The organism is Methanobrevibacter sp. (assembly GCF_045120835.1).
GTDB lineage: Archaea > Methanobacteriota > Methanobacteria > Methanobacteriales > Methanobacteriaceae > Methanocatella.
In genome coordinates, this window is record NZ_JBGVFE010000112.1 from 1 (window position 1) to 26,794 (window position 26,794).

Annotated in this window: 23 protein-coding genes; 21 read left to right on the plus strand and 2 right to left on the minus strand. The window is 35.4% G+C overall.

From position 1 onward, the window contains the following. The 5 genes from ACJMLO_RS09795 to ACJMLO_RS09815 all read left to right on the plus strand — a co-directional run. On the plus strand, nt 1–623 hold a 623-nt coding region (locus tag ACJMLO_RS09795; protein WP_405296320.1), incomplete at its 5' end, for a hypothetical protein. Next, entirely contained in the window at nt 620–2,119 is a 1,500-nt protein-coding gene (locus ACJMLO_RS09800; protein WP_405296321.1) for a terminase large subunit, read from the plus strand. The genes ACJMLO_RS09795 and ACJMLO_RS09800, both read left to right, overlap by 4 nt. 21 nt (nt 2,120–2,140) lie before the next feature. Further along, entirely contained in the window at nt 2,141–3,736 is a 1,596-nt protein-coding gene (locus ACJMLO_RS09805; protein WP_405296323.1) for a phage portal protein, read from the plus strand. Beyond that, nucleotides 3,684–5,492, plus strand: coding sequence for a phage minor head protein (locus ACJMLO_RS09810; protein WP_405296325.1), 1,809 nt, complete (start codon nt 3,684–3,686; stop codon nt 5,490–5,492). Before ACJMLO_RS09805 ends, ACJMLO_RS09810 begins: the two co-directional genes overlap by 53 nt. Nucleotides 5,493–5,516: 24 nt before the next feature. Further along, complete coding sequence (locus ACJMLO_RS09815; protein ID WP_405296327.1) at nt 5,517–5,801, plus strand: hypothetical protein; 285 nt, start codon at nt 5,517–5,519, stop codon at nt 5,799–5,801. A gap of 7 nt (nt 5,802–5,808) precedes the next feature. Here ACJMLO_RS09815 and ACJMLO_RS09820 read toward each other — a convergent pair whose 3' ends face one another. Next, the gene (locus ACJMLO_RS09820) at nt 5,809–6,129 is read right to left on the minus strand and encodes a hypothetical protein (protein WP_405296329.1); all 321 of its coding nucleotides are present in this window, start codon (nt 6,127–6,129) and stop codon (nt 5,809–5,811) included. A gap of 321 nt (nt 6,130–6,450) precedes the next feature. On the opposite strand from ACJMLO_RS09820, the gene ACJMLO_RS09825 reads away from it, so the two are divergent. From ACJMLO_RS09825 to ACJMLO_RS09880, 12 genes are all read left to right on the plus strand, one after another. Next, entirely contained in the window at nt 6,451–7,482 is a 1,032-nt protein-coding gene (locus tag ACJMLO_RS09825; RefSeq protein WP_405296331.1) for an XkdF-like putative serine protease domain-containing protein, read from the plus strand. A 58-nt stretch (nt 7,483–7,540) separates the two neighbouring features. Further along, nucleotides 7,541–8,599, plus strand: a complete 1,059-nt coding sequence (locus ACJMLO_RS09830) for a phage major capsid protein (protein ID WP_405296333.1) — start codon at nt 7,541–7,543, stop codon at nt 8,597–8,599. 40 nt (nt 8,600–8,639) lie between these two features. Beyond that, nucleotides 8,640–9,065, plus strand: a complete 426-nt coding sequence (locus ACJMLO_RS09835) for a PEGA domain-containing protein (protein WP_405296335.1) — start codon at nt 8,640–8,642, stop codon at nt 9,063–9,065. A gap of 25 nt (nt 9,066–9,090) precedes the next feature. Further along, nucleotides 9,091–9,492, plus strand: a complete 402-nt coding sequence (locus tag ACJMLO_RS09840) for a hypothetical protein (RefSeq protein WP_405296337.1) — start codon at nt 9,091–9,093, stop codon at nt 9,490–9,492. Further along, nucleotides 9,486–9,923 carry an HK97 gp10 family phage protein gene (locus ACJMLO_RS09845; RefSeq protein ID WP_405296339.1) on the plus strand — a complete coding sequence of 146 codons (438 nt, stop codon included), beginning with the start codon at nt 9,486–9,488 and terminating at the stop codon, nt 9,921–9,923. The genes ACJMLO_RS09840 and ACJMLO_RS09845 overlap by 7 nt, the downstream gene beginning before the upstream one ends. Beyond that, on the plus strand, nt 9,920–10,414 hold the full coding sequence (locus ACJMLO_RS09850; protein WP_405296341.1) for a hypothetical protein: 495 nt from the start codon (nt 9,920–9,922) through the stop codon (nt 10,412–10,414). The genes ACJMLO_RS09845 and ACJMLO_RS09850 overlap by 4 nt, the downstream gene beginning before the upstream one ends. A 43-nt stretch (nt 10,415–10,457) precedes the next feature. After that, nucleotides 10,458–11,525 carry a carboxypeptidase regulatory-like domain-containing protein gene (locus tag ACJMLO_RS09855; RefSeq protein ID WP_405296343.1) on the plus strand — a complete coding sequence of 356 codons (1,068 nt, stop codon included), beginning with the start codon at nt 10,458–10,460 and terminating at the stop codon, nt 11,523–11,525. Between the two features lie 5 nt (nt 11,526–11,530). After that, nucleotides 11,531–11,974, plus strand: a complete 444-nt coding sequence (locus tag ACJMLO_RS09860; protein WP_405296345.1) for a hypothetical protein — start codon at nt 11,531–11,533, stop codon at nt 11,972–11,974. Nucleotides 11,975–12,234: 260 nt separating this feature from the next. After that, nucleotides 12,235–16,494: a hypothetical protein gene (locus ACJMLO_RS09865; protein WP_405296347.1), complete on the plus strand. Its 4,260-nt coding sequence runs from the start codon at nt 12,235–12,237 to the stop codon at nt 16,492–16,494. Nucleotide 16,495: 1 nt separating this feature from the next. Further along, nucleotides 16,496–16,795: a hypothetical protein gene (locus tag ACJMLO_RS09870; RefSeq protein WP_405296349.1), complete on the plus strand. Its 300-nt coding sequence runs from the start codon at nt 16,496–16,498 to the stop codon at nt 16,793–16,795. Then, nucleotides 16,796–17,257 carry a hypothetical protein gene (locus tag ACJMLO_RS09875; protein WP_405296351.1) on the plus strand — a complete coding sequence of 154 codons (462 nt, stop codon included), beginning with the start codon at nt 16,796–16,798 and terminating at the stop codon, nt 17,255–17,257. Nucleotides 17,258–17,352: 95 nt separating this feature from the next. Then, entirely contained in the window at nt 17,353–18,516 is a 1,164-nt protein-coding gene (locus tag ACJMLO_RS09880) for a hypothetical protein (RefSeq protein WP_405296353.1), read from the plus strand. Here ACJMLO_RS09880 and ACJMLO_RS09885 read toward each other — a convergent pair. Beyond that, nucleotides 18,511–18,903, minus strand: coding sequence for a hypothetical protein (locus ACJMLO_RS09885; protein ID WP_405296355.1), 393 nt, complete (start codon nt 18,901–18,903; stop codon nt 18,511–18,513). The two genes, ACJMLO_RS09880 and ACJMLO_RS09885, sit on opposite strands and share 6 nt — an antisense overlap. 301 nt (nt 18,904–19,204) lie before the next feature. Here ACJMLO_RS09885 and ACJMLO_RS09890 point away from each other — a divergent pair, with 301 nt between their 5' ends. From ACJMLO_RS09890 to ACJMLO_RS09905, 4 genes are read left to right on the plus strand one after another with little or no spacing between them, the layout of a single operon-like run. Next, nucleotides 19,205–22,450, plus strand: a complete 3,246-nt coding sequence (locus ACJMLO_RS09890) for a hypothetical protein (RefSeq protein WP_405296357.1) — start codon at nt 19,205–19,207, stop codon at nt 22,448–22,450. 12 nt (nt 22,451–22,462) lie between these two features. Next, entirely contained in the window at nt 22,463–25,564 is a 3,102-nt protein-coding gene (locus ACJMLO_RS09895; RefSeq protein ID WP_405296359.1) for a transglutaminase domain-containing protein, read from the plus strand. Between the two features lie 34 nt (nt 25,565–25,598). After that, complete coding sequence (locus ACJMLO_RS09900) at nt 25,599–26,465, plus strand: transglutaminase domain-containing protein (protein WP_405296361.1); 867 nt, start codon at nt 25,599–25,601, stop codon at nt 26,463–26,465. Further along, entirely contained in the window at nt 26,466–26,648 is a 183-nt protein-coding gene (locus ACJMLO_RS09905) for a hypothetical protein (RefSeq protein ID WP_405296363.1), read from the plus strand. Nucleotides 26,649–26,794 lie beyond the last annotated feature (146 nt).

Consider the following 26,794-nt stretch of genomic DNA (forward strand, 5'->3'; position numbering starts at 1 on the left):
CAGTACGGAACGTTCTATTTTTAACCAGGACACTTCCAGGATACAAAGATATAACCTATGCAGATTTTGTAAAAGATTTTCCAAAATTTGTGAAATTGACTAATTTTGAGGATGACCCGAACCTCTACATTTCCTCAGGACAAAATAAAGGGAAACTTAAAGAAGTCAACCTCACTACACTTGCCAACACATGGGTTAGAAGGTATAATTTTAATGATGACTTCAAAGTGTTTAAGACGAAAGTTGCCTATGAGGCTGCAACAGAATTCCTTGAGGATACTGTTATTTCCAATCCTTCCCAGAAAAAGAAGGATGATGATATTTTGGATAGGTTAGGTGACCTTCAAAATGATATTTTAGATGATTTTGAACTGTCCGCTAAAGATAAAGCTTACAGTAATAGAGCTTGTCAGGACGCAAAGACAGGTATTGTTCAATCTAATAATCTAAGGTTTGAGCAGGCTAAGGATTATAAGAATATTGTTGATGAATATGAAAAGCTTGAGAATCCTGAAGAGGATGTTCCTTATGTTCCTGTTGATGATGATCCATTACATGAAAGTAATGAAACCCGTGAGTTTTGGAATGATATTTTATGGGATTTGGTGGATAAGAGACAATGATTGCTGAAACTGTTGACGATAGGATACGTAATTCCAGGATGAAAAATAATTTGAATCTTGGAGCATGGAGCGTTTTAGTCAATAATGGATTATGGCGTCCACGTGACTTTGACATGTTAATCATGCAGTTACTGGATTATGCTATAGACGGTAAAGTCAGCAGAATATTATTAAGTGTTCCTAGCCGTCATGGTAAAAGTACATTAATCAGCCGTAATCTTGCAAGTTATTTCCTTGCACATTATCCCAATGATAAAGTTATATTGTCAGCATACTCTCAGGGATTAGCATCTGAATTTGGAGGCCAGGTAAAAGACATCATCAATTACTACAATCACTTATCACCATACCCGATTCATTTAGCTACAGACAGCAGAGCTAAGAATAAGTTCAATATTGCACCACCATACAGAGGCCAAATGTTAGCCGTAGGTGCTGCAGGTTCAATCATGGGTTTCGGTGCAGGACTCTTCATAGTTGATGATCCTATTAAAAATGTAGCTGATGCAGACAGTGAGGTGAAACAGCAAAAACTGCGTGAATGGTTTGGTGGTGTAGTACGCTCAAGACTAGAAAGACGAACAAATGGCCGTCCACCAATAATCATAGTAATTGCACAAAGATTACATGTTAATGATTTGCATGGAATCATTAAAAGCACATCCCCAACAATTCCTGCTGTAGATGCTTTTGACATTCTAAAGAAAGGCGGAACTATAGCACAGGATACATGGGTAGACTTGAATATCCCTGCAATTTGTACAGAACCTGAAACTGACTTATTAGGCCGTAAGAAAGGAGAGGTATTATGGCCATATCAGCGGGATTATGATTGGTTAATGTCAGAAAAAAGGGATATTGGCAGCTATTTATTTAATGCTATTTATCAAGGTCACCCTATAGAACGTGAGGGTAACATTTTCAAAAGGGCCTGGTTTATGGATGAAACCACCAACAAGATTTATAATGTTATTGAACGTGAGGAAGTTCCTTATGATGCCCCGAAATTAAGATATTGGGATTTCGGAGCCAGTGGTAAAAAAGGTGACGCTACCGCTGGAATGCTAACTGCCTGGACTGGTGAGGATTTGATAATGATTGATTTGGTGACTGGCAAATTTACTGCAAATCAAGTATTACGAAAATTCCAACAAACTGCAAAAAGAGACGGTAAAGATGTATTAATTCGTATTGAGCAAGAGCCAGGAAGTGCAAGTAAACTCTTAATTAATAAATTCCGTAGAAGTAAAGAATTTAAAGGATTTAACATTCGTGGTGATAAAGTCAAATTAAAGAAAAATGTTAGAAGTTTCGATTTGGAAGCTTTAGCTGAAGATGGCCGTATATGGTTTGTGCATGGTGATTGGAATATTGAAGTTATAGATCACCTAGTCGCATTCACAGGTCAGGAAGGTAAACCCGATGATATAGCTGACGCATGCACAGGTTCAGCTAGACATTGGCGTAGACCTAAACGTAACGTTAAAATATATTAAGATTATGTAAAGGAGGCATTAATGACTAAAAGTGATAGTTTTATTGTAACAAGAGATGATTACGGTAATGAGAACATTGTTGACCCTAAAATACTAAGTAACTACGCATTGAAAGCAGATGTTGACCCTACCACAGGCAGTAAACAAACACCAGACGATATATGGCAATATGGTATTCAATGTGTAGAACCTAAATACAATCCACGTGAACTAGCAGACTTATTAGATTTCAACAGTTATCATGCAAATTGTGTAGATGCAGTAGCTGGAGATGCAGCAGGAATAAGCTTTACACTAGTTCCAGTTGAAGGTGAAAGTGAATCTGAAGATGAAAGGAAAAGATTCATGGAATTCTTAAACGAATGCGAACCTTCCATAAACAGTATGATTTACCGTATGCTATATGACCGTCGGGCTATTGGTTATGGTGCAATGGAGTTAACAAGATGGGGTACCAGTGACAGTTTACCACGCAGATTATGTCACATACCAGCACATACACTAAGAAGACATGCAGATGAAAAAAGAGTAAAACATGTTAACAATGCAGGCAAAGAAGTATGGTTTGTATTATACGGTAAAAACTACAATGCCGAAGGTGAACTCTGCGATGTTCACGCAGACACTGGTGAATGGTACCCATACAACTCATTATCAGCAGAGGATAGAGCAAATGAACTCTTATGGACTCAAGAATATGCACCTAAAACCACATATTATGGAAGGCCACCAATCATAGGAAGCTTATTATCCATTCAAGGCATATTATCAGCTAAAAGATATAACACTAAATTCTTTGAAAACTACGGAATGCCAGCATTTGCCGTAACCATTACAGGGGATTTTGCAGATTATGAGGAAGAGCCGTATATTACTAATGCTGAAGGCGAAACTATTGAGAATCCTAATTATGATTATACACAAACAATCAGATATAAGATTAGTCAGCAGATTAAGCAGGTAATCAAAAATCCACATTCAGCTATTTGTATTACTGTACCTAGTGACGGTGAGGAAGGAAAAGTAGAAGTCAAAATCCAACCTTTAAGCATTCAACAAGAAGAGGGAAGTTTCCGAGTATTCCTGAAAGACGAAAGAGATGAAATCATAAATACTCATAAAGTAGATCCATCAAGGTTAGGAATCTATGATGCAGGAAAACTCAACGGTACAAATTCACAATTTACTGATAACAGCTACAAATACAGTACGGTTGCACCTATCAAAAAAGAAGCTGAAGAGCTAATCAACATGATAGCACGCAATGAATTAGAAGTCACAGGATGGGAATATGTAGCCTCAGACCTAGACCCTAAAGACTACAGAAACGATATGGCCATAGCAGAATTCCTATTTGCAAGAGCTGCAATGACCCCACGTGACCTTATTAACAACTTCGGTGACCAATTTGGATTAACCGCACCAGAAAACAATAAATACCTGGATGAATACTATTTGAATAACCAGCCGTTAGAGTCATTATGGAATAATGTTGAAAATAATGAGAATTTAGAAGCTGAAACAATCATATCAACTTTAGAAAATAACCTCTGGGGTAAAGAAGATGACACTGACACAGAAACAACTGAGGAACCTGAAGACGGAACTGACTTATAGTAAAGTGGAACATTTACTCTCACAATACTATGAAGATCAACTAGCCAAAGAGGTAAGTAAGATATTCCAGGAAATGGAATATCAGGTAATCAATAATCTTGCTGAATATTACAATCCTGAAGTAATGTTCAAAGCACATACTGATTTGATATTAGCACCTATTCATGAAATGCACAAACAGTATTATGAGTTATTGTGCAAGTATAAAATTAGAGAGTTTGATAAATCACGTGCATCTGGTAAACGTATTGTTGAGAGATTGATTAATTTCCGCAGAAAAGGGAATATCCTCTCAAAGCAATATACTGTATTGAAAGCAGACATCAATGACGCTGTTTCATCTACAATTACAAAAGATAAGTTATTCGGTACTCTCCCTGATGTCCATGAAAACCTAAGAACACGTACATATCAATTATCCGAAAAAACCCTTGCAAGGGTAGATGGCCAAATAAACGATATTATAGTAAAAGGATATGATGAAGGAAAAGGAATAGATGCAGTTTCAAGAGATATTCGCCGAAGATTCGGACAGTTAAAAACATGGGAATCAGTGAGAATAGCACGTACAGAAACACATAACAGCCAATGTTTAGGAGTCATCAAGGGCTATGATGACATGGGCGTTGAATACATACAATGGAGTACAGCTAGAGACAGCCGTGTAAGAGGACTAAGGCTACGTGACAGTGCTGACCATGTACACATGGAAGGCGAAATAATAAGAATGGGCGGAGTATTCAGCAACGGATTAATGTATCCTGGAGACATGGCAGGCCCCGCAGCAGAAATCATAAATTGCAGATGTCAAGCATTACCATTCATAATCCCATACGGATATATTGCACCACCAGACATGGCACAGTTCCATGAAGAAGATCTCATAGCAACACTTGACTACTTCCATGCAGACGAACTAGTAGAGCAAGCAATGGCTGAAACTGAATTGGTATCCTCAGACCATTTCATGAGGCCTATTAATCCTAATATTGTAGATAATTTCAAGGTTAATTCTCTTCCAGATTTTGGTAAAATGAGACATCCATTGCCATTAACAGATGAAATCATTGAAAAATATCCTAAAGATTTTTTACTACACAAATATCATGATTACCAGGACTATTCTAGTAAGATTGCCAGATGGTATGAATCTCATTATACTGATGAATTCATGAAAGAGATGAAAAGGATCATCCCTGAAAATAAACTTCCTGGTACTCAAAGTATTTATGATTCCTTCAAATATGGATGTGGTAATAACTTCGGCAGATTGAATCATTACTATAGAGATAAATCCGCATATGCCAAATATTTAAAAGATTTAGGTGAAAGTGATTCTGAGATAAAAACCATTACAGAGAGATATGACAAAATTGAGGAAAACCTGTTAAAAGGTATGAAACAAGGAATTCCTTTAGTTGAAGATACATTCACTTATAGAGCTACATCCACAGACCATGAAATACCAGTGAAACCAGGTGAAAAAGGGGTATTTAAAGGATTCACATCTACCTCATTTGATAAGGAAACACCTATGCTCTATTATCAAAGAGATTCCAAAAAGTACAATGTATTCTACCATATCCTAAATCCTAAAGGTACACGTGGAATGGCTTTAGAAAGTACAGATAAACTCACAAATACCAACGGCCAGGCGGAATTATTAATCCCTGAATCTGAGTATGAAATTGTCCATGCTTACAAAAACGGGAAGAATTATGTACTCACAGTAAGGTTAATTAATCAGATAATCTAAAAATATGATTAACGGAGACAGATTATGTATAATTGGATAAATAAAGAGCTACTATTAACTAAAGCGGATGAAATCTTATCTCTTGATGAATTCATCCCAAATGCTTTTTTAACAGTTATTATGGAAAGCAACGATAGTAACTTTAAGAAAGTTATTAAATGGATAGAATCTCACCAAAAAGAGTATAATGTTAATTCCCGTGAAAGAGCTTTAATTGGTAGTGACCTGATTAAATTAGATGCTCTTGAACGGGAGGAAGTTTTGTCTTTTATTGAAGGTCATCCTGAGTACAAAGTGTTACTTAAGTAACACTTTATTACTCTTCATCTAGAACTCTAATACATAATATTTGAGATACATATAATATTACTCTTTCTACATTCCAATAATCTTTAAAAAAAACAGTTACATCACTAATAACCTCAAAAGGTTTATGAGGCATATCTTTAGCAAAACCAAAATCTCTAATATACTCCAAACCTGAAGGAATAACAATTTTCATTCTTTTAATTTCATTGTTTTTATCTTCAACACCATACCATATTTCTAATTTTTGATATGATTTTAAATTTTTATAACTTTCCCATAGTTGATCTTCTGTGGGATTCCAAATTCTAGTGGTTTTATCTTCTTTCAAGTAAATCACCTTTTAACGTTGTATACAATTATTCTGTTTCTTTTCTATTTTATAGATTTTTATTTCTTACAGTGTATAATGAAGAGGACTCAACTTTAATGTGCAATATAATTCCAAGAATTAACATGTGTTTTTTAATTGCTCCATTTCCACATAACTTAGGATAAATTTTTTTAAAACCATGATAAAAAAAGGGTTCGTTTTCATTCTTAACTTCATACACACTCTATTAACTTTAACGAATTGAAACTAAACTTTTTTTTGAAAAGTTGGGTCATCTCCATATATTTAAATAAAATTTTTTTTTGGTGGTGATTAAACTTGCAAGAGCAAATAGTCATCAAAAGTGATAATTCCATAATACTCACAGCACCGGTCATGATACCAGGAGCTAAAGATTGTGATTACTGGAGAGGCGAAGACCCTTTTACAGTTGAACAAGTCAAAGCCTTCAAAGAAGCATATGACGATTATGGTTTTATTGACAAACACCATGCCGTTCAAGGGATTGCCACAGCACATAAGCATAACCTCATAGGTGCTGCTTTGAAATCATTCCTACTAGACCAACCTACATCCTATACCTGGCTAGACGGGAGTATACACACATACCCTGAGGGTACATGGATGTTGACTAGTGAGATAACTGACCCTGTAGCAATCAAACAAGCAAGAGACGGCTTAATCACTGGTTATAGCCCTAGTATTTTCACACGTGAAACTGCGGAAAAACTAAAAGCTGCATTGAAAGAAGCCAGCTTGAAAGCAAGTGCAGGTAACTTAATCAAAAACATTAATGATCCAGTTCCTGTATTAGTCAGCTTGGTGCGTAAACCTTGTCAGCATGGAAATAAATTTTGCGAATCAAAAAATGGTGAGAATATGTCTGAAGACAAAGCACAAAACAAATTAAACAAAATTAGGAGCATTCTTGGATTGGAGGAAACTCCAGATTATGCTACTAAAGAAGACTTGGATGAAATCAAAGGTGTTTTCAAATCTGATGAATTCAAAGAATTCATAGGTGGAATGATTAATGAGGCTGTGGCCGAAGCGGTTAAACCTCTTGCATTAAAAGAAGATAAATCCACCAATGAAGAGGATGAAAAGAAAAAAGAGGAAGAGGAAGAGGAAGAAGAAACCCAATCCACTGAATCAAACGAAAAAGAAACCGATGAATCCAATGAAGAGGATGAAAAAACCGATGACAAAAAGAAATCCATGAAATCAGATTCTAAAAGTTTACCTCAACATGACAAAAACCCTGAGGACAAAAAAGCTTTAAAATCTGATAAAGCTATTACAATGGAAGTCATGGGTAGAGATAAAAGAGGCAGACCTCTTAAAAACTAATTTTTTTATAATGTTGATGTTTTAAACCAAAAAAAGAACTAAAAAAAGGTGAATATTTATGGCTTTTAACAATGAGCAAGTATTAAGTCAAATCGTAAATCCTGCCGAAAAGGCAGTATTCAAATCAATGCGTGAGGACATGGAAACAGGTAAAGCATTATTAAACCCTGAACAATTAGGTATGTTCTTACGTGCTGCAACTTTAAACCAAACTATCCTTAGAGATGCAACTTTTGACATCTTGAATAGTTTTGAAAAACAATACGTAGAAACCAGTATTGAAGGCCGTGTATTACAACCAGGTTACAAAATCGTTGACAGCAAACAAGTTACCAATGATGAACTTGACGCTGCTGAAGTTGCATTCGAGCCAACTATCCTCACTACTACAAAAATCAAAACCATGTGCAGTATTGAAGATGATGAAAAAGATGACAACCTGGAAAAAGAGCAATTTGAACAAACCCTCTTAGGTATGATGGGTGAAAGAGCTGGAGAGGACTTAGAAATATGGGCATTATATGCTGATACTGACAATTACCAACCATCCAAGTTATTAGGTACTGCTGACGGTTGGTTGAAAAACGCTCAAGGTCAATTAGTTTCCGCAGGTGCTGCTGAGCAAGGTGAAACTGGTGACTTCGACCCTGTGAATGATACTGTAGAAGCTATCTTTGATGCAGCTATCTACGCAATGCCTTTACGTTTCAGACAAAGGAACAAACTCAAATTCTACGTTCCATTTGAAATTGAAGATGCTTACAGGAACCTCTTAAAATCCAGAGGAACACCATTGGGAGACAGCACTCAAACTGGCTACACTCCAACATTAACCTACAAAGGTATTCCTATCATTAATTGTCAAAGTTTCGATGACGAAGAATTAAGAACTTCACTTGAAACTACAAACGTCATGTTAACCAACCCAGAATACTTACTTTACGGTATCTGGAAAAACATGACCATCGAACCTGACCGTGTTGTAAAACACGAAAGAACCGATTACTACTACAGACTCCGTCCTGGTGTAAACACCAAATTTGGCGGAAAAGGTTCCGTAAACTGTACTTTAACTATTGATGAATTAGAACAATTACCTGAAGCTTCTAAATTCTAGAAGTTTCAGCTAATAATATTTTTTTTGGTATGGTGATCACATGGCAAAAATAAAAAAATTTAAAAAATTACATTATTCTGTGAGGAAAAGCCCTGAAAAAAGACATGATTACCTTGCGGATTTCTTAAATGAAGTTTTAGAACTTGAAGATGATGAAGAGGAAACCCAACAGGAAGAGGTTATCCCTGAAGTTACTACCCGTGATTTATCCATCACTGTAGATGATGGGGAAAATGCGGTATCTGGTGTAAGTGTTGCTATTGGTGATATTACTGGTACAACTGGCCCTGCTGGAGGTTGCACATTGAAAGGTGTAGCGGATGGTGAACATACCATTACTGCAACTAAGGAAGGGTACACTGAATATTCTGATACTATCTCAAGTGACAGTACACACACTAGTTTCACTATTAGTTTGACTGCTGTTGTAGCAGATCCTGTTGAAGAGACACCAGGTGAAACATAAAAATTTTAATTGGAGGTATGATTTGATGTGGATTACTGTAGATGAAGTAAAAACTCTTACTGGAATTAACCCTCAACACCTTAAATTAGAACAAGGTGATGAAAGGAAATTAAATGAAATTATTACAAGTTGGATTTCCCAAAGTGAAAGTTTGATTAAATCATACACTCATAATCAATTCCCCGAAGGGGTAGATGATGCAGTCAAAAGTGTCTGCTTAAGACTAACTGCAAACATGGTAGCACTAGCTATCGAACGCAGAGACACACCACGTACTAAAGTCAATGACTGGAGGATACAGGTATCATCCGCAGAAATCTTTGAACAAACTTTGAAGGATGATTTAAAACCTTATGTCATTGACCATAGTAACATCTCCGACAAAATTGACATATTCGCAATAACAGGTGGAGATGAACTATGGTAAAAGTTACTGTGAAAGTTGATGCTGCAAAAATGCAAAACGTCAGCGAAAAAATACCAGAAATCCGCAGAAAAGGATTGAAATATGCAGGACAAGGAATGATAAGACACCTGAAAATCAACAGCCCTGTTGATCATGGTAAACTGAAAGGTTGGTTTTTCAGCAAAACATCTGAAGATGAAGTGGAAATCCAAACACCTGCAGAATATGCACAATATGTTAATGATGGTACGGGTATTTACGGGCCTTATAAAACTCCAATATATAGTAAAGCCGTTGGAAAACCATTAGCATTTAATATTGGTGGAAAAATGGTTTATACTAAAATGATACGTGGACAGAAAGGCCAAAAATTCGTAGAACGCAGCATTGCAGAAACGCAGGGCAAACTGGCAGGCTACTTTATCAAAGCAGTTCATGAGGTATTGAAATGAGGACACTAGATGAAACTATTGAAAATATCCTTGAAGTGGTGGAAGACTGTTTAAATCATGAAAAAGACTCCTCTGAAGGAATATTGAATCATGTGAAAACAATTATTCCAATTTACAATAATGAATATGGAATTGAAGAGCCAGCAATTTGGATAGTACAACATCCAATCACTGTTAACGGTGATGAAAATTTAAGCCAAATTCTGGAATTAAAATCTACAATAGAATTTGCATGTGTTGAATATGACCCTGACCCAAAAATAGCCGAACAAAAAGCTAGGAGGTTAGCGGGTAATGTGGCACTTGCAATTAAAAATAATTATCGTAGAATCCAGTATGATAAATTTGAAGATAGAATTATTGAGAATGTGAAATTCAACACATTATACCCTGTAGGTGAAATTCCTGTTGAAGGCAAAATGGAAAAGATCCCTGTAGCGGGGATAGTTCTAGATTTTGAATTTAGTGTGGATTGGGTTAATTATTGTTAAAACTAATATTTTTAAAAATTAACATAAAAAAGGTGAATGAGACATGGCTAGAGGATTTGGAATTGCCTTAGAAAGTGAATATGGCGATGTTCAAAGTATAGATGATATTGATTTAGATTGGTTTCAGAAAATGGAAGAAGTCAACTTTGAATTAGGAGACGAAGCTGAAACTGATGACGGTGGAAGTAGAAGTGATGTTGTAGCATGGGCTGGTGCAGCAAAACCTAACGGATCCACCAGTGCAAAAGTAGATCTTCAAAGAATCACCTGGTATTTATTAGGTTTCTTAGACCACTATGTGTACACTGAAGGAACAGGCACATTAGCAGGTTTAAACATTCATGAATTCTACGGTGGAGAAAATCACGAATTACCATCATTCGTAGGATTAGCAGTATACGATGCACTAAAAATAGCTGTTTTCGGATTAATCGAAGACGGATTAAAATTAGAAGTGTCCGATTCTGCAATGACTGTAAATAATGATTGGTTATATGCAACAGAAACCGCAGAAATATTAGGAATCAATGAAGACTTTGAGGAACCTGAAGAGTTAGCAGACTCAAAAATACCTGTTAGATTCTATGATGTTAATGTGAAATTGAATGGTGAAAAACCTGGAAGTGTGCAAACTAGTTTCAGCATGGAAGGAAACAACAATCATGATCAAGAAGGAACCATAGGATTAGGTTCTAGATTCCCACAGGAAAAACCTCAAGCAGCTAAACGTACAATTTCTTTAAGTCTTGCTACAACACTTAACAGAAACTCTTACAGAGATATTTTAGATGCAAGGTATGGAGTAGTTGATGCAGTTACTCCTTCAGCGTGTAGAATACTCACTGTACCTTTAGAATTAACTATTGCTCAATGTGAACATCCAGAGCAACAATTAGTAATTAAATTCCCTGAATGTACATTAAAAGCTGAATTTGACTTGAAAGGTGCCGACCGTGTAGAAGCTACTTTAAACTTACAAACATTAGGAAACGGTGAAGTCACTTTAAATGACGGAACCACTACCGTCAATACAGACATGTATTGCAAATTAATTAACAAAGTTCCAGAATTAGCAATCGAAGCTGAATCTGACGATAATGAAGGAGATTAGATAATATGGTACTTACTATTGAGGAAATTTTAAACGGTGTTGAAGATTACAAAGAGATTTATCTTGAATCTCTTGAGGATACTGTATTCCTAAGACCACTCAGTAAAGGTGAATGGGAAAAAACAAACAGTATACGTCAGGAAAGTTTAGGGGATTATGTGACAAATGAAAAAGCACAGGCTGTATCCCGTAATCAAAGGGTCAGTAATATTGAATCACAATTAAAATTCAATATTAAACAAAATGCTGACGCAGATTTCAAAGCTCAAGTAGAAGCTATTTTCATAAGTTGCGATAATCCAGGTAATGAAAAACCACCTAAAAGAACTGACATTGAAAAATTACCTGCCGGCATCTTTGATGAAATGTATGAAAAAGTCAAAGAACTCACAGGTATTGATGATGATGTAGTTCTTGAGGATGATGTAGAAGACTTTCCTGAAAACTGATGAAGCTCAAGAAATCATACTTTTAGATTATTGGGGTTATCCTTTAGCACCTACACAAAGGGAATTAACATATGCTCAAAGAATGTTTATTATTAAAGGTAGGGCTAAATTTGAAAAAGAACTCCGAGAGGCTGAAGAAAAAGAAATGAAAAAACATCGTAGGAAAATGAGATACTAGAGGCACATTACTAACACATTTAACTTAGTAATGTGCCTCTTTTTTTTATAAACAAATTCTAATAGGAGGTGGGCAAAGTAACATGGTATCACGTGAAATGATAGAAATTATCTTAAAAGCCGAAGACCAGGCAAGTAAGGTAGTTAAAGATAATGAAACTGCTATTAAAAAATTTGGTGATGCAGCAAAACAAGCAAATGACAAAGCTAAACAATCATCCCAAATGACACAGCAACAATTATCCAATCTATCAAAGGAAATTAAGAATGTATCTACATCCTCAAAAAGTGTTGGAGATAAAGGTGCAAACCAATTCCGAAGATACAATAAAAGCATTCAAGACAGCATTGTTAAATTCAACATGTTAGACAAGGAAACTCAAGAATGGTTAAACAGACTATCTAACAGCCATAATCCTAAAGTATTCTACGAATTGAATAGCAAATGTCAAGAAGCTGTAGCCAAATTCAAAGCTCTTGATAATGCAACAAATACCTGGAAAGGCAGTCTGGACTATAGTAGAACCAAACTTCAATTACTAGGTACAAACACTGATAGCTTGAAAGGAAAACTCCAAGTTGTAGGAAACAGCATTACAACATATTTAGGCTCAAAATGGGACATTATCAAAACAAAAGTCTCTAGTGTAGGTAGTTTCATCAAAACTAACTTAAGCAGTGCATTATCAACAGTAAGAAGTAAAGTTGATAGTCTTGGTTCTGCATTCAGCGGTCTTGGTGGATTAATATCTTCCGCTATTGGCGGTTTGGGTATGGCAAGCATTAGTGAAATGACTGTCGGATTGGCAATGAATCGTGAAAGAATGACTGCTTTAACATCCGCTACAATGGGTAGTGCCGAAGCTGGCCGTGATTTTGTTGGAGTTATGGATGATTTGACAAATACCTCACTTGTTAGTCTTGATGATCTTGGTCAAGCTATGTCCACTATTAAAATGTCAACTGGAATGACTAATACACAATTACAAAGTTTCACTACAACTGTGAATGATGTTGGTCAAAGAGCTATCCTCATGGGGCGTAGTGGTGAAGAGGCTATTTCACTCATGCAATCAGCAGGACGTGGTTTGAATGGTGAATTTGATATGCTCAAATCCAACTTCGGAATCACAAAAGACAAATTAGAATCTCTTGGTTGGAGCGGTGCAGCCGATGATGTAGAAGGTTACCAATCCGCATTAGAGAAAGCACTACAAGAAGGCGGAGACATGAATGGAATGATGGACACCAGTGTTGGTCATCTTGAAACATTGAAAAAGAATTTCCGTGTTGCTGGCCGTCATGTTGGTGAAAAATTCACTCCAATGATAGATGGAGCTGTCCAAAAACTTAATGAAATGAACGATTCATGTCCTGGACTATTTGAAGGTTTGGTTGAAGTTGCCGGTGGAGTTAGTATGTTCGCAACAGCAGCTCCAACAATAAGCCCGATGTTATCTGCATTTGATAATTTGCATGATAAAGGAAAAAAAGTAATGAAATTCTTCCGTGAATCTAAAGTAATAAGTACATTTTTCACCACTCTTGCAGGCGGTGAAGGTATACTTGCAGCAATTACGGCAGGTTACGATGCAATGGCCATAAGTGAATATATAGCATTAGGCCCACTTTTAGCAATTATTGCAGCAATAGCAGTATTAGGTGTTGCAATATATGAAGTCGGAAAATATTTCGGCTGGTGGGATGATGTAGGAAGCATGTTACAGGCCATATGGGCAGGAATACAAAGAGTTTGGGAAGCTTTCATAAACCATCCTGACGTTCAAGGATTCTTACAAGCATTAGGTGAGGCTTGGAACTGGGTTGCAAGCGGTATCAGCTGGGTATGGGAAAGTTTACTTGGATTCTTTGGTGTTGCCACAGGTGGAGATTTCGACATCATAACAGCACTTATTAATGGAATAGGTACTGCATGGAGACTGATCACAACACCAATCAAAGCCGTCATAGCTGTTTTTGGTGATGTCATTACAAATATACAGGGAGTTCTTGGAGGCACAATTAGCGTTCAAGATGCAATTATGAATATCTGGGAAAGTATTAAAACCAATATTGGCCCTATTGCAATGGCCATTATGGAAATTGTTTCACAGTTAGCAACTCAATTATGGAGTTATGCATCTCAAGCAGGAATGAACTTCTTTAATGGTATTTACTCATATGTAAGTAGAATTCCAGGTATGATTTGGAATTACATTATGGGTATTCTAAACAATACAGGTCTTCAAATGTCAAGATGGATCCAAATTGGAAAAAATAGAGCATTGAGATTTTTACTTGCAATTGTAACTACTATTAGCAGCTTGCCTATGAGAATTGCAACATACCTCTATAATGTAGTTTCAAGGATTATCAGTGCCGGCAGCCAATGGGTCAGTTCGGGTGTAAATGCAGCAATAAGTATGGTAAATGGAATTATTAATAATGTTTCTCAATTACCAGGTAAAGTATACACTGAATTCATGAATATTGGCTCACGTATCATGCAAGCTGGAAGTGACTTAGTCAATAAAGCAATAGATATTGGTAAAAATATTGTTGATGGATTACTTGGAGCTATGGGTATCCATTCACCAGGTATAATTCAAGAAAGTGTAGTTGGTGAGGTTGTGGACATGATTGGCAGTGTTGGAAGTAAAACAAAAGAAGCTTTTAAAACTGCAAGTCAATTAGGTACTGCGATTGTTGATGGATTCGGAAATCCAGAACTAGAAACTCGAATGGAAAATATCATGCCAAATCCAGATGCAGTGAAAACAGAAGCGGGATTAAACGCCGAAATGCAACATTCAGTAGATACTCCTCAAGTAGATACTACACCGATTACCGAATCAAATAATACTGTAGTAACATCATTCAAGGATTTAGCCACAAAAACAGGAGATGCTCTTAAAAAAATGGTTGACACGGATAAGAAAACCTATGACACAATCAAAAACAACGATACTGCACAATTAAACATTATCCGAAGTAACCTTCAAACCAACATGAATGCAATGACAAATAAATTCCGTAACAGCATGAACACAATGGTAGCTAAAAACAAATCTGGAATGAATACTGTTAAAAACACTACAAAAGTTCAATTAGACAATATGGTGACTAAAACAAAATCTGCTAATCAGAAAATGATTCAAAGTTGGGGTCACATGAAAGATGGTATTGTAAGTGCAGCTGACAAAATCAAAACAGATTCAACAAACCATTTCAACAAATTAGAAAACACCATAGGTAGTTTCTACAGGAAATTGCAAAATCCTGGTGGGTTTGGTGCAGGGCCTGGAAACGGTATGGTATCAACAACAAAACCATTACGTAGAAGCGGGTCTAGTGGTTTACGTATCATTACTAACGCCATGAGGAAAGCACAATTGCCGTCATTCATGACTTTATCTCAACTGAGGAACAATCCATTAGTCAACATGAACGGAATAGGTTCATATATTACCGCAAATGGAAAAGGCAATAAATTTTCCGTATCTGATTTAATCCGAAGTGGAACAATCAGGGTACCGTTCGGTTTGGTGGATAAAGGAAATAAAGGTGCTGGAGACTGGACAAGTGGTGTGCCTAATCATGTAAGCCACATCAAAAACAAATCCGGTGAATGGGGTATGAAAGGCCCTAAAATCATAGGTAAATATGCCACCAGTGTAGGATTCAAAGTAAAAGAATTCATGAATGGAGTTCCTGATATTGATTTTGGCACATTTAAACAAATAGCTGAAGATGTATTCAGCCAATGCCATTACGAATTTTATTACGATTCAAATAAGTATGGTAATTGGATGACTGCATTCAGACATGGAGGTATGAACTGTAGTGATTCATCAGACGCATTGATTGCTATGGCTCACGCATGCGGATTACCAGCTTACAAAGTTCACGGTCATTGGAATCAATTTGGTCACTATTGGGCAAATGTAGCAGGTCACAAAATGGATACCACAGGCTGGATGAACCGCAGAACATGGACACCATCCGCAAGTCATGCAGGGCCAGCTCCAAAAGGTGTAGGATTTGATGATATCATCAATGCAATAATTGACCTTTTCAATGATGATCCTGAAAATACTCCTGGTGCTGGAGGCCTTGAAACTACTAGTGACACCATGACTGTAAATGGTGAAATGAAAATTAAACATGAATTCGTAAATCTGCCTGAAAACATCTCTGCCGAAGAGGTAGCCAGATTAATAAATGATGTTCCAGATGATGAAGGATGGATTAAAAAACTTGTTAAAAATGTAGTCTTCCAAAAATGGGATGCTAAAGAAAAAGGCAGATTAGAAGCCAAACAAAACAGAGCTAGGGGAGTATAGAATGCAGGATAAGATAATTGTAACTCCAGAAAGTGTAAGAGGTTTAGGGAATATTGTAATCCCTAAATCCTCCTCCGATTTTGAAAATTATAATTCCGTTATTTCATCAGATACAGAAGAGGTTAACGGAACTGAAATGACAGTGTACACTCTTGATTATGATGGCCGTACAGTTCTACTTACAGTTCCTCAATCATATGTGCGTACTAGTGAAACAATAACTGTGACAGTTACACTAACTGATGAAAATGGAAACCCAATTGAAGATGCAGCAATTGAACTATATAAAGAGGTGGAATAAATGGCGGTCTATGATTTTAACGTGAAAGGACAGGAAGTTCAAAGCAAGGATAAACTACCTATCCTGGTTAACGATTCATATAACTATATTGAGTTAAGATTCTGCTTTGGAGAGAATAGTGAATGGGAAAACCTAACCAAAAGAGTATTATTCCGAAATGAAGACAATCCCGTATACTGCAAACAGTTAGATAATGAAAACAAAGTGATAGTTCCTTTTGAAGTATTAACAAAAGGATATTTCACTTTTGAATTATACGGAATTACGGAGGAAATAAGGATCACTACAAACCAGGTCACAATATACCTGAAAAATAGTGATTATACTGAAATTGTTGAAGAAACATTACTGCCGACACCATCAGTAATGGATGACATCTATAACAAACTCAATAACACTATTGAAATGGAAGTCACCTATTCTGATGATACTGTGGAAACATATAATGTGGTGGTGAAATGAATCTCACAGATGCAACCAATATACTAATAAATGGAAAAGAAGTTCAACAGATAAAAATTGATGGAAATATCGTATATACCTCAGAGGATTAAAATATGACACGAACAAAAATAGCAGATTTAACAACTGACAGTAACGGCCAGGCAACTTATACCTACACTGGTGACGGTTCAGGTGAAATCGGTTTTCAGGCCAAATGCGGTAGTAAAAAATCAAATACATTAATTATAGATGATTATGTTCCACGATTTTCAAAAGTTACTAGTATATGGAATACAACATCCCCAGTAGATGGGCAAACTTTTATTGTTACTGCATATGTGAAAGATCAACATGGCGTCACATTTGAGGAAGAGACACTTGTCAGCATGTTTATTGATGGTAGGCTAATTGATTCAAAAACAAGTCAAGAGGGTACAGCAGAATTTAGTACGGTTGTGCATACTGGAAGTCATGTTCTTACTTTAAGAGCAGAGGACTATGTTAAAAATTATAATTTCACTGTTGTACCTGGATATGATGGCATGAGTTTAGAGAAAACCGCAGGTAATCAAATTTTGTCTTATGCTGATGAACAACAAACACCAGGAAGTCAGACATGTACTGTGACCGCTCAATTGAAAAATGGTCAATCAAGTGCAACTATTAGTAGTGTTCCTGTTGTGTTTGGAGCATATAAGGATAATGTTTTGATTACAGGTAGTGAACAGACTGTGAATACTGATGCTAATGGTCAGGCATCGTATACTTATACTAGTGCAGGTGTTGGAGATGTAGTCATTAAGGCAATTCCAGATTCACGTAGCTTACTACAAGAAACATACGCTATTGAAGATTGTATCAAGTACATTCAAAATCCAACAAGTTCAAGTGGTTTGAACATTAGCGTTCCATCATCTGCTCAAATCACATATAAAATGATTAAAACTGGGATTGGAGCTAATAAAGGTGGTTGCAGTTTATTACTACAAGATAACAGTTCTCACGATTATTATATTGGTAACTGGTCAAGTGATGCATATAATGGAGTATTAATTCGGAATCGTGGAAGTAGTAGTAATCTTGTAGACCAAAGATGTAGTGATATTATTGTAAATACTCAACATCTAATTGGTGTTACTTATAATGATGGTAGTTGGACTTATTTTAAGGACAATGAGGTAAAATCGTTTACTGCAAATTATACTCCTACAAAAATAACCACTATCGACAATGGGCAACAATCTACAATGAGCGATTTAAAAGTCAAACCATTATAATGCTTTGACCATAATGTCTTTCAAATAGATTTGAGCATTAGTTACATTAGCAGTTTGGATTGCTAATTTATTTCCAGTAGCATTAAGAACAGATAGACTTGCAGTAGAAGTATTAACCAATGTATCTGCTTTGTATAGTTTAAATGTTATACTATTTTCATTGATTATTAATTCTAATGTATACCAGTCATTTGTATTGAAATTAGAACTGGTTAAATTAATTAATCCATTATCTGTACCATAACTGGTTAAATTATTTGAACTAATACTCATTCCCCAGTAATTAGAGGTAGGTGCATAAATTGGTTTACCAATTACTGCCATTGATGAACCATTATATAATCCTATACCACATTGTGTGTTCCGTACTGTTGCAATATACTTCATTTTGGCAGTTATTTTCACTTTATTAGTGAATGTAACATCATTTAACAGTATCCCACGAGCAGTATCAGTGAGTTGATGGGTTATTAGGTATGCTTGTTCTGTACTGTCATAACTTATTGAATTGCCATTTGTAGTATATTTGCTAACTTTCGCAGATGAACTTGCATCGTAGAAATAACAATCTTGAATACCGTATGTTTCTTGTAGGAATATGCAGTTGCATTATCTTTAAAAATTTAAAAATCTATCATTACATTTTTTTTAGAATAGATCCAAACCAAAAAAAAAGAGGTGAAAAAAATTGGCTAGTAAAACATTATACCCTCATTCACTTTCACAAAGTAGTGGGAATAACATACAAAGTTTCAATAACCTAGCAAACTTGAAAAATGCTAATAATACCTATGCTAAAACAAACAAAATAGCAAAAAAAAGTGGAACCTGCAAAACACCTGCTGCAATCACAGCTAAAAATTTCAAAGCAAATCTTCCAGCAGGTAGTAAAATTAACAAAGTCGCTGTGGAATATGCGGCAGATACTGAAGGAAACATCAGTATAGGTAAACCTACACTTGACATATTAAAAATAGCTGGTGACAATAAAAAAGGTAAAGCATTGACTAAAACATTAACAAAAACAATTGTCACATGGACTGGAGACCACTATGTCAGCAATATGAATCATGCTGATTTCGGGGTTAAAATTAGTTTTCCTGCAAACACTAAAAATGAGGAAGGTTATGTAAAATTAAAATACATCCGTATAATCATAGATTACACACCACCAAACTTTAGTGTATCTGGAAAATTAGCTGGGCCTTCATATGCTGGAGAGGAAACTTTAGTTCAATTAACTTTATCTAATGTGAATAAAACCAAACTAGGTTCCAATGTGGATATCACATTAGGTGAGAATGTTGATTTTATAGAAAAAAGTAGCGGTTCTGGAAGTATTAGTGTACCTGCAGGTTCGGGTAAAAACTTTACCTGGATTACGGGCATAGGCTCAAGTTCAAGTGTTAGTGTAGTAATATGTGTAAGAACACATATTCCATTAGGGGGTTCATATGCTCCATGTGAGATTGAATTCTCAGAGATTGCAAGTGGCCATAGTGGCAGTATGACATGGGATAGTTATCCACGTCCGCCAGGTGAGATTACACCAGATATTCCAGATGACACCCCTGAAACTCAAACGGTTACAGACCCCGATGCTGCACCTGTAGAAACTCCTGTAGTGATCAAGCAGGTTGAAGTCAATGAAGAGTTTGACATGGATCTAAGTTTTCCTGGATACAGTAGCAATTTTGTTACAATGTATGCGTGTCTTGTGAAAGAAAATGGTTTTGACAGTACTATTCAGGAATGGGAAGGGTGGAGTACTGAAAATTGTACTGAAGACATGTACATCTATTTAAGTAGGAACCATCAATGGTATTGGAGTAAAATATGTATTAGAGAAGGTCAAGGTTACTCTCCTTTAAACTATGTGTTGGACAACATGGTAATGCAAAATAAATTCAAATGTACTACTCCTGGAGAATATATTGTTGTAATATATGATTATAATGACAGTACAAACATTTTAAAGAAAATCCATTTAAGCGTAAAGCCATCCGCATCATCTTTAACTGTGCCTAATTTCGCTGCAATGAAGTTAGGTAGTGAGGAAATAAATCGTCTAGGTCATGGTGTGTCTTATAGTGTGCAAAGTTTTATAAAATTAATTACGGAAGGAATCTATGTTCGTGATTGGGGTAAAAACTTCCGTATAGGAGTATTCAATAATCGTATTGAATCCAGTATAATCACGATAGCTAGTTTTGGCAGCTTTAGTAATGATAGTGTAACTGCGACATTGAATTTACCTGTAACTTTCGCAGGTTATACTGTGACTTCCAGTGTTGAAGTTGACACTACCGAATCTGCAAGCAGCATAGTATTTACCAAAGCAGAGGATAACAATAATGTTATTGTAGAAGTTGCATTCCATGACAGCAATGAAGAGGTTATTTTCACTGGTGAGTATGAGATTGACTTTGAAAATGAATCCGTGACTCTTGTTGAAAATGAGTATGACCCAACTGACTATGACAATATCTCTGACGAAACTATTATCAACAATGCAGAATATTGGAGCATTCCATTATCTACTGTTGATGCTTTTGAGAGCTTAGAATGTAATTTCCCATATAATAAGAATTATCCAGTATATGTTTTAACCACAGGAGATTATCCTGAAGGCAATATCTCTGATAATGATGTGAAATTCACTGAGCCAGGCGTTATTGAATCTGCCACATATAAAGGTTATGAACCTAACGGCCAATTCCCAGTTCCTATTTTGAATTTAGTGTCAAATGAAGACAGTTCCGATTTAACAATTAATATGTTTGAATCGGGGAATTGTATGGTATTTTATGATCTCCCGTTAGGTGACGATTTTGGCGTTACCGATACTTTTGGTATTAGTGGTATTGAGCTGACTGGTGATATTGATTATAGTGATCATCTGGTTATATCTGCGAAATTGATGAATTCCAATGGTAAAATTGGTGAGAGGTCTATTATTGTTAATGATGTTGACAGTGAATCTGAAAATGAAAGCTTTAGTATTGGTGGGGAATATGATTTATGGGGATTCAATATAAGTGACATGACTAATATTGAAGACTGGAGTATTCAACTTGAAGTAAATAACATCTTCAACAATGCAGATGACATCGGTGAGATTAAATTTAAGAATGTGCAATTGACAATTTATTCTACTACAATCAAATCCAACTTCTTAAAAGTCACAGTTGAAAATGAAAATGTAAGACACTTAGGAATGTTTGTCCAAAAAGTCAAAATCCCCGAAGGATTACTCACAGACACCAAATACATCACAATTGACGGAACAGATACTAATGACGCATACAGAATGAACGTCAAAGGTAAAGAAATAGAAATAGAATTCAGCATAAGAGGATGCAATCTCCTCGAAACAACAGAATTACTAAGACAATTATCAAGACTATTCGTAAATGAAAGAGATGAATTAAACAATCCTATAGAAAAAAGAATAGAATTCTCAATCTATCCAGACGTATATTTCATGTACATCATGGAAGACCCATTCGATGTAGACCCACAGGTTACAGATTACACTTCCAAAGTCAAATTAACTATTCCATCTGGAACCGCATTTGCAAAAGAAGAAACTGTCACAGGATATAGTGGTGTTAACAAAGGAATTGCAAAAGTCAGTCCAATTATTAACATCGTCCCTACAGGAGATATTGTAGAGATTGTTGAAACTGTGAATGACCAGAAATTCAAAATCAATTACACTGAATGGTCAAGCAGCAACACAGTTCAAATTGACTGTGTAAATCGTAAAATCAAAATAATAGATTATCTTAATCCTGAGACTAACATTATTGAGGAAAAAGACATTAGTTTTGCAGGGGACTTGAATAATGACTGGTTTACTATTAACAAAGAATATGCGTTCACTGGTGATAACTGCATTATTCAAACTGTTTCATTCACAGAAAGATACTAAAAAGGTGGTTGTATGGTTGCAAATGCTATAATATTAGATAGTGACGAAAATTTCATTGACTTTTTAGATCCTAATCTCTTAGACATTAAATATACCAATGAAGAGTATGGAATCAAAACTGTCAGCATAACATATTATGTCAAAGGAATAGAAGATTACAAAAACCTATTCCGGATAGGAAATAAGATATACGTTCCAACTGACGGATACGTCCCAAATGTATTATACATCATCAATACTCCTGTTGAAAATGATTTATTCAAAGAAAATAATGTTGTGTTTGATGCTGAAGAAAAGCTGGTTGAGTTAAACCATGCTTTTTTCAGCCAAACTAGCGTAACCTCTTCAAACGGGACAGTCAATATAAACTATGACTCATTATTTGACTTTTTTGGGGATTACTTCCAGATTGGAATCATCCAAAGATGCTTATCCACATATATGGAAAAAGTCATTCCTACAGGAACTATGACATTAATGGAATTATTACGATTTATCGAAGATGAAACAGGCAATGTCTTTGTAACTCAATACGAAAAAGACGTTAAAAATAATGATATTCATTGTTTCCTGAACTTCCTAAATCCAAAATCAACTAGTAAACAATGGGAATTACATTTATTCTACAGGTTCCCTACAGATGGAGATCATGAATCTTCAACTCCAGATGTGGTGGCTGACGATATTTTTGAAAAAGACGATATTGTAAACTTCCCTACATATGTGGCCGAAACTCCTTTAGTGCCTGCAAACATCAAATTCAGATTAAAATCTGAAAATGAAATCTTATTTGAAGAGGAAGCTACAACTTTAGGATTCACAAGTGACGGAGAGTATTATGAATTCCTTTTTAATTACACAGTTAATAATCTTGAGTTATCAGTAAAAAGATATGTACTTGACCCTCAGACAGATGATTTCGTTGTAGACAATACTGAAGTAACCACTCATAATGTAACTATCCCGAACGGTACTGTTTTTGAAATGTATGATACAGATGAAAATAGAATCGTATATGCACACACATTATATCCAAAATTAGGTGACGTGCATGAAGAGATATTGGATTTAGGATTCAATACTGAAAACATCACTTATGAAACTGACGAAAGTGACACTTATGTAGCCATAGCTCCAGTTCTTGAAAATAGTGATTTGACATATGCTCAGCTAAATCAAGTGATTCAGAACTGGATTGAATTAGATGTCGCAAAAGGGGATGTTGTTCCGATGATTGTTCAAAAAAGGAATGTTACAGGAACAGACCAAGACCCAGTTACCAGCATTGAAGATGCTTTAGATATTTTAGGTGACTTTGATGTTAGTGAAAACTATTATGCAAGACCCATAAAACCTACTGATTCGACAGACAAAACCAACAAATCCTATGAATTCAATGTAGCTACGGCATATTGGAAAGCTCCATTCACAAAGATTGGAGGTAGTAATGGTGAGCTTTTTGTAGCTGACGATGATGTTACTGGTGTGGAATATACGCATATTCAAGGAAACCGTGACAATATAGATGAATCCGCTCTTGTTTCAACTCCAAAAACGGGGCCTGTTGAAACAAGTGATGAAGATCCTTACGCAATCTTCAATGATGTGTGTATGAAACTCAAAGACAAAAGGTATCCTGAAATCAAAATTGAACTTGATGTGGCCAACCTGGTAAATGGTGAGTTTAATAACTATGAAGTTTTTGATCAAGTTTACATCAAAATACCAGGCATTGAAAAAATGATAATTGCCACTGTCAGTAAAGTTGAAAAAAATCCTTTAGATATTGGTGAAAATAAAATTGAACTAACAAATTTCACTGTTAACAAAAAGGTAGCTCAAAAACAAACTGAAATAACAGCTACAAATATGAGTTACAAATATCCTGCAAAAGAGACATTATCCGTGAGATTAGTTAACAATGAATATGACATGGATGATCCGGATTCAATACAGTACATTCCTGACAGACTGGTTACATTTGCAATTTACAGTGTAGAAAATGAAAGTGAAACCATAACCAGCATGATATACACAAAGAAAACCGATAACAATGGATATGCTACTATAAACTTGAATTTAGTTCCAGGTAACTATATAGTGGAAGCTAATTTTGGTGGAGATACTGAATATGCAGCTACCAGCAATAGGGTTAAAGTCAATGTGGGCGGAGTTATTGAATCAAAAACAAAAACAATTACTGTCAAAGAAAGACGCAAAGTAAACACATACTATACCAAATATGGTGTAAGCCCTGACGGCAAACTAATAGCTGCAATAGGTAAAAAATCCTCTGGTAACACATTCTATGCGACAATATTTGAACGTAAATGTCCATACTGCGGTTCTAAAAAATTGTTTTGGAGCATATATTGGGCTGGAAATGAAACCAAAAAAGTCGGGATATTCCCATCCACAGGACACCGTGAATCAGGTTCCACTAAAGGCCGTATATTCTGTAAAAAATGTGAAAAAGGATGGAATTGTCTAGGCCAACCTATTGACGGAAGCAAAAAATTAAAAGTCAAACACAAATCCAAAAAAACCACAAAAGCAAAAGCTTACGAATTGAAAAAAGGACAACGAAAATACGGTACAACAGTTGTAGAAGTTGAAACTCAAAAAGTAGTAGGGAATAATGGAACCCCTATTGACAGAGGCAGTGGAAATACTGGAAATGGATATTCCGGATTGGTCAGTGCAAAAATACAGAAAAAAGCTAAAAGCATTGCAGGAAATAGTAAAGGAATTGCCGCTGCTAAAAAAATAGCAAAATGGGTAGGTAAACATATCAAACATGAAAAACGTGAAGGATTTTACCAATCCCCAGCTACCACATTGAAACGTAAAAAAGGCAATTGTTGTTGCCAAACTGATTTATTTTTACAAATGCTTGACGCAACAGGAGTATGTAGACAATACACCTGTCAGTATATTCACGTTGGTACTGAGAAATATGGTAAACGCCATTTCTTTGCAAGAGTAAATGGTATAGATGTAGATTGTGACGCCAAAAAAAGTAATTGTTGGGGTCATGCCAGTTATAAAGGCAGGACAATCAAGTCTAGAAACACATATCCAAAGTTACCAATTAACAGAAAATACAAAGGCTAATTTGTAGAAAAAATACACAAAAAAAGGTGAAAATATGAGTAAAATAGTAAAATGGAAAGATATAGTGAATGGATCAAAAGCTATTAAAAAACATGTTGAAACAAACCAGAAAGAAAAAAATCTACCAGGATTAAATAAAGGTGAAACACTTTATGTTTTAGCAAGTGCAGTAAAACATCCTGGAAAAGATGTGACAATTTCTAAAAATTATAAAACATGTCCTAGTTGCACAGGTAATGGTGTTTATGAGAACCTTTCACGGGCAAAATATATTGATGTTGCAAATCGTGCTTTAAATTGGTTAAATGATAAAGAACATGATTATCAAGCACCAAATTATATTACTTTTGGAACTAATGGTAAAATAAGTGTAAGACTTGCAAATTTTGCATTCAGTAAAATTATTGTATATTATGACTCCCACAAAAGAATGCCTGACACTTGTTGGTTTGCAAATGCAGTATTCAATACTAAATCAAGTCTTTCAAGCACATTAGTTAAAAAACTTGAAAATATCAGTAAATCCTCAATAAAAAATTATAAAGATGTGTATAATGTATTTGTCAACTTCTTTTATTACGATTTTTATTATGAGGATAAGCAAACACAATCTCAAACAATTTCAAGGAAAAAAGGAAACTGTGTTGACTTAAATCAAGTAATGTATCATGTGCTTAAAGAAATGGGTTATGATGTAAGAATTGTAAGAGGAGTAGTACAATGCAGTGATGGTCAATATGGCCATGTATGGTGTCAAATAAAAATAAATGGTAATTGGGTTAATATTGATGCTTCCGCTGCTGCAAAAGAAAAACCTTTAGGTAGTGTCATCTGTGCAAGTGTCATTTCAATTACTAATATTAATGATGCCTGGATGGTTAACGATACTGGGGATAGTTAAATGTCTGATAAATCAAAAGCATTTTTAAGGAAAATTCAAACAAAAAACCAGTTGAAGCATTCTTTAAAAATGAAACAAGATGAGTATAGTAAGTTAATTCAACATCCTGAGTTTGTTGATGAATGTAACTTATTGCAAAATGAAATAAAAGAAATTGAATACGAATTGTCAAAGTATGACTAGTCATACTTTTACTTATTTTTTTTACTATGATGCGACACTAGACCATCTGGTAAAGTAGTAGAGAATATGAAAAATACCTGGATGTAAAACATAATTTAAAAATTTTAAAACATCGACCTATATAAAGCATAACTTGTATCAAGTGA